Source organism: Empedobacter sp. UBA6745, from assembly GCF_002453775.1.
Lineage (GTDB): Bacteria > Bacteroidota > Bacteroidia > Flavobacteriales > Weeksellaceae > Empedobacter > Empedobacter falsenii_C.
The window spans coordinates 1-6031 of sequence record NZ_DKHL01000030.1 but is presented as its reverse complement, the minus strand read 5'-3'; the positions used below and the strand labels follow the sequence as shown (position 1 = coordinate 6031).

The 6031-nt window shown below is 31.6% G+C and carries 1 protein-coding gene; it reads right to left on the bottom strand.

The window, feature by feature from the left end:
• Positions 1–4899: 4899 nt before the first annotated feature.
• The gene (locus tag B4H69_RS08775) at positions 4900–5970 is read right to left on the bottom strand and encodes a ComEC/Rec2 family competence protein (protein WP_115048313.1); all 1071 of its coding nucleotides are present in this window, start codon (positions 5968–5970) and stop codon (positions 4900–4902) included.
• Positions 5971–6031 lie beyond the last annotated feature (61 nt).

Below are 6031 nucleotides of genomic sequence, written 5' to 3'. Positions count from 1 at the left end.
CGTTACAGTCTCGTGGCTTTTCCCTTGGATATTGATAGGCGGAACTGTATTATCTCTTCCTACATTATTTGTATATATAATTGTGTTCTATCTATTAAATCGTTATGAAATAAATGTAAAAAGGGTACGGACGATTCTAATTTCACTTACCGTTATTGGTATTTGTACTACATGCTATCTATTATCAAAAACTTGTAGCTTAGGACTTGTATTATCTTACAGCGTTATCACTGTAGTTTCCGGAATGTTATTTAGGCTTCAAAAAGGATAATTCAGATTGTTCCAAAAATGAATAGATGGTCTAAAAATCGTATAAAGATCTAGTATTTTGATTTCACCTTGTATACACCGCCGCTTCAAAATATCATAAAAGTCAGAGCAAATTTATTATGGCAAAATCATGGCAGCTATTTTATTGTCTTCGATAACGTGCCCTCATACAATCTTAAAAAAGATAGTTCGAATATGCGTAGATTCCACCACCGTAAATTATTTCGAATAGTTAGATCTATCGATAACTGGAATACAAAAAGTGATCTTGACTACTTAGGTAAAAGCACTGCTCAGTTACAATTCGCTAAATAGGAGCATTATTAAAATTTACATCTATGTTTTCACTCTTCTTCAATTTATTTTTCTGAAAATACAATACCATTGATATATCAGTATTTGGAAAATATTTCAATGTTTTATTTTCACCCCGCTCTTGTAACTGTTTTTCTCCTAATACTGTCCAAAAGATATCCAGTCCATTCTCTCTCAGTTTATTTAAAAGTTTTTTCTTATTTACTACTAAGCAGGAAATCTTCGAATCGTTGTATGATGGATCAAAGGCTATGATTTGACCTTCAGAGTCCTTAAAAGTAGCTTGTCCAGTAGTAGGTTGCAGTTCCAAAATTTTAAACAAATATTCATTCGGTACCTTAAACGATTTACTTCTTTCTATATCTTTTTCCCATATATACTCAAGTGCAGTTACCGACACTTCTCCGATGGACGCTCCTCCGCTTTCCCCACGTAAATCTTCCCAAAAATTACCACTATAGTAGGAATTTCTGAAGGTCTTACATGAAGGAGACCAGAAAAACTCTCCTAAGTATTGTTCCGTTCTATTAGCGCATTCGGGCATCCAACGCCCCATAAAATTCTGACTTTTTGACCATTCAAGAATTTTCTGATGCTCAGTTTCTTTAGTGATGTAGCTTCTATATTGGTACCAAAGTGTTTTCTGAGAATTTGACCTGTCCTGACCATCAGTCCAAGTATAAGACATTTCCAGTATAAGCCAATCTTCTCCTTCTTTATCTTTATAAGTTATGATTTTCCTAGGATCAGGAATCGAACTTTTGGAAGTTAACCAATCAGTATATTCTTCTTCGAACTTATATTCATAACCATTTAATAATTTTCGGTCGTTTTCCTCAGTAAAAAATGAAACTTCAGTTGGATCAAAATCTCTGACATGCGGAAGCCAAGGTCCTTCATAACTTAAATTATTGTCGTTGATACCATGTCTATTGGAAAATGTATAGTGATCTGAAACAATCGCTAATAATTCATGAAATGCTATCCATTGATATTTTTTTCCAATTCTTTCGATTTTTGGAGCTTTCCGAGAATAAGAGTTTTGACCAGTGTCGAGATCACTCAAAATTTTGNNCTCAACGATTAATTTTATTGCTAGATTACTCAATTTGTTATCATCAACATTAGCCCAGTTTTTAAACGCACTTCCGAAGGTGTACCTACCAAAGTCACCATACATATTTCCAGGCCTTCCATATTCGGTAACCATTGAACTCAACAACTCGTGAATTCCCGCATATGAATCTTCTTTATAGCCTAGTTTCTTGGGATAATTATCAATAACATTATTAGTTGGAAATCTCCCAATCTTTCTGCTATTGTATGGGGGCCTAATGGCTTTAAAATCTATCTCTAGATCATTGAATTTAAATTGATAGTATTCGATTGTTAATCTTGCATAATCTCTTAACAAAATGTCTGCAACAACTTCAGTCTGCTTAAATATTGAATGGTATAGATACAGAGAAAGTTCATTGAGTAAATCTCTATTATCATTTTTTATCGCACTGCCGAAGGCAACAGCATATAGCCTTTGTTTAATATATGGGTCATTGACATCTTCAAACTCCTTTATTAATGGCAAAAGACAATGTAGGTTATTTGCCATTAGCAAAATCAAAATTTTCGATGCATCATCTCTTAAATTTCGATTAGAACTACTTAAGAACCAAGTTATGACTTTTGCAGCAGAAAACATTAGTTCCTTTTCACTTTCTTTGTGAGGTATTAATGATAAACCTTTGAGTAAGACCATTGAGATATAACTGCCATCCTCAAGCCTATCATATTGATTTATATACAATGTCCAATTTGTATCCCTCTCATTAAGTTCTAAACTAAATAGAAAACTATGTAAAAAATCAGCATTTAATGAATTACCAGGTTCGAATAAAAATGAAAATACGTTTTCCCAAATTTCGTAACCTCGTACACTCCTTTCGTTTAGAATTCGTTTTAAATGATGTATTGTCCTTTCATTGATACCCGAATTAGATCTGTCACTTAAGGAGGACAAAAAGGCTGTTTCAAGATTTTTACTACTAATGTAATCTGGCCAAATATCAAAGATCTCTGTTTTGAATAGTTCAGGCAACTGGACACAAATTGATTCCAATATCCCTAAATTCTCCTGAGCGTAAGTAGTATCTTCTAAATATTTTAATAGTTGATTATTTTTTGTCTTCAAGTTTTTTACTTGATTTAAACTTTTTCCCTGAATCAAGTGCCTGGCCAAAAGGAAATCTCCGATCTTTTGATATGAAAATACAATTCCGTATTCATAGTTACCACTATTCCAATAAATAGTTTCATTGAATAAATCCTCAGAAATTAAACTTTTAAGGAATCCTGAGTCATTCAAAAAAATACTCACGGTCTTCTCAATTAGCAGGTATGAGTCCATATAATTTATGTAGCCCTTTTGGCTTTTTGCTAATTCATAAACAAAACTATCTATACAGAGACCAACAAGATCAANNTTTATGTACTTAAAAAAATTGTTGAAAATATTTGAAATTCCCAATAACTCATTCCGATTTAAACGTCCTTCATACTTTTTACAATAAATTACAAAGAGTTTGAGAAATAAGGGATTACTAAAATTATCTGAATATTTAGGAAGTTTTGGAACTGGTAAATTAGCTTCCTCAAAAAAGAACTTAACGGCCTGTTCTTCCATTCCTTTAAATCCCTTATGCTCAATTTTTATTTCAGAATTAATTTCAATACCATCGAAAAGTGCATCTTCATATGTTGTCCTATAACTTAAAACAATTTTTATCATTGGGTAATGTTCCAACTCTTCTATAAATGACGTGTAAAACTCGTTCCATAAAGGAATTCCTTTTCCCTCATTAATCGCATCTATAAAAATTACAAAAGGGTGGTTAGCTATAACTCCTTTTTTGTTTAAAAGCGATAAAAATTCTTCCAGGGTACTATCCTTGCCTGTCATATGTTTTTGTATCTGCAGCCAAGGGGATCTATGCTCAGATAAACTTTGACCTAGAATCAAAATACAGGGAACATTATTGCTACTCCATTTCTTTGCTATATGTCCTAAAAGTTGCGATTTGCCATTCCCAGCTTTACTTTTAATCATCATGATTTTATTTTGATTAAATGCAAAGTTTGGAATCGAAATTTTGATCATATTTAATGCTTGAACAGTTGCACTAATAAATCTTGTTAAATCAGTGATGGAAGATAACTTCTCTAAACTTTCATTAAACTCGTTAAGTGATTGTAGTGCGGAATTAATCGAAAGTTCCAACTTTTCTAAAATCTGAGGATTTCTACAATTAAGGCTATGGTCGTTACAAATAGAGGCAATTTCATTAATTTCAGGTATGATTTGATCGATCTTATCCTTTACGGTTAGATTTCCGTCCTTAGTAGAGAGAACAAGGTGGCCCGTGTTTTTTATTATTTTTTTTACAGTCGCATTATTATTATCACTTAAAATATTATTAGGCCTGAAAATATGCTTAAAATACTCAGCTAAAAACTTCTGACGCTCTGAATTTCCAACAAAAGAATCAAATGTTTTCTCAATTGGTAAATCAAAATTACTTTCTGAGTATCTGGGCTTTAATTGTTGCAGTGATTTTTCAAGTACTCTCAATAATGATTTTTGAGGTAATAGTGATTCTTCATGAAAATCATATATTTTTACTTTTTCTTTAAAAAAATCATGTACTGGATGACAAACAAATTCTCCACTTCGCTGAAATTCACTGATTATGCCTAATAAATATAAATCATTTTCACTATGAGCATATATACCGCTTCCTGAGAAGCCCATTACCACGGCCGGGACCTCTAGTCCATCATAATATTTCAAAAAGTTATTTTCAACTTTAAACTCATACAATAGACTTACTGAATTTAAAGAATCTAATGAGGTTGAATATGTTTTTGCTTTGCGATTATTCTCAAATCTCGGATAACCACAAAAATAGCATTTTGTTGTAAATTCATCAGCTTGCGAAATTCTTACAACGTCCACATCTTTAAATAAATCATCTTTACAAAAGATTTCAATGACTGTTACATCATTATCTAAATGCACAATTTTATCATTTTTTGTGAGTTTGTATTTAAACACTCTCTGCTCGCCAACAAATTTTTCAATTTTTACATTTTTATAGGTTGCCTTGTTATTAAACCTTGTTCCGAGGATATTATGTTTGGCAGTTACAACAAATACCGATTCTGCTTTCTCATCCAATTTAAAAATTGTTGCGCTACCTAAAATGCCTTTACAGCTTGTACGTACGGTATTTTTTTTAAATCTCTCTTTGATTTTCATAGTTAAAATTTCAATTTTAATACTTTCCCTTTTTTAGGAAAAAGAGATATAAAATTATATTTTTCTCTTTCCTTATCATCAACTTCAAACATTTTTAAAAACCGTTCATCTGCATGATTAAAATGGAACTTTATTGTTTTTTTAAAATCTCTGTTTGCATGTAAGATGATCTTAGAAAGCACCTCCTTATCCGGTATTCCATGCACGTTATTACCGTTCGCAGAAATTATGAATTCGTCACAATCAATGTAATCCATTAACCCTTTATTGAAATTTGCCCTACTCCCATGATGGGCAAGTTTAAGATATTTTATTTTTAATCTCTTCTTTTTTGAATAGCCCAGGGACTTCAATGCTTCTATTATTATATGTGGTAAGGCATCACCAAGGAAAAGAACTTTGTCTCGACCTACTTCGTAGATAAATGCTATAGAACTTCGATTCGCTAAATCTTTGGATTTTGTGGATATCTTAAAATCCTTTAATTCTGCGAGCGCCTTAATCTTCATTTTATCATAGTCCTTTCCCGTAGCAGCATAAGTACTATTATATATCATGTCATACTTTATTTCTTCATCTTCCCACTGTTTTATAAGTTCTTTATACGTTTTACGGTCAGGCGAAAGGATAGTTATTTGAGCATTATTTATTTTGATTTTTTTATGACCTGCAATAATTTCATTATTAAATGGAATACATAATTTCTTCAACTGTTTCTTTAACTTAATTCCTTTTCCAAAACTTACATATCCGTCTTTATTTTTAATGCTGAAGGATTCAAAAAAATTAAACCATAATTCCTTAATTTTTGGTACGAGCTCAATATTTTCATGATCTGTTAAAAACTGAATTGCCCCATTAATATGATCTGCATCTAGGTGTGTCAAAATCCAAAGGTCAATCATTGATTTACTTTCAAGAATATCTCTTATTCCATCTTTAAGTACTTTATAGGTGTTTATATATCCAGAATCAATAAGGATATTTCCTACAGTTTTACCATTTCCACTTTTTTGAATAATACGAATTGCATCTCCACAATTGACAGGAAACACCTTAATAATACTTTTCATTACCCAATAGATTTTTTCTCAAATTACAAAATATCTTTCCAATCACTTGCGTCCTAAACGT

Bases quoted from the DNA above. Each gene is read 5' to 3' on its own strand.
- B4H69_RS08775 (WP_115048313.1), bottom strand. From the start codon at position 5,970: ATGAAAAGTATTATTAAGGTGTTTCCTGTCAATTGTGGAGATGCAATT.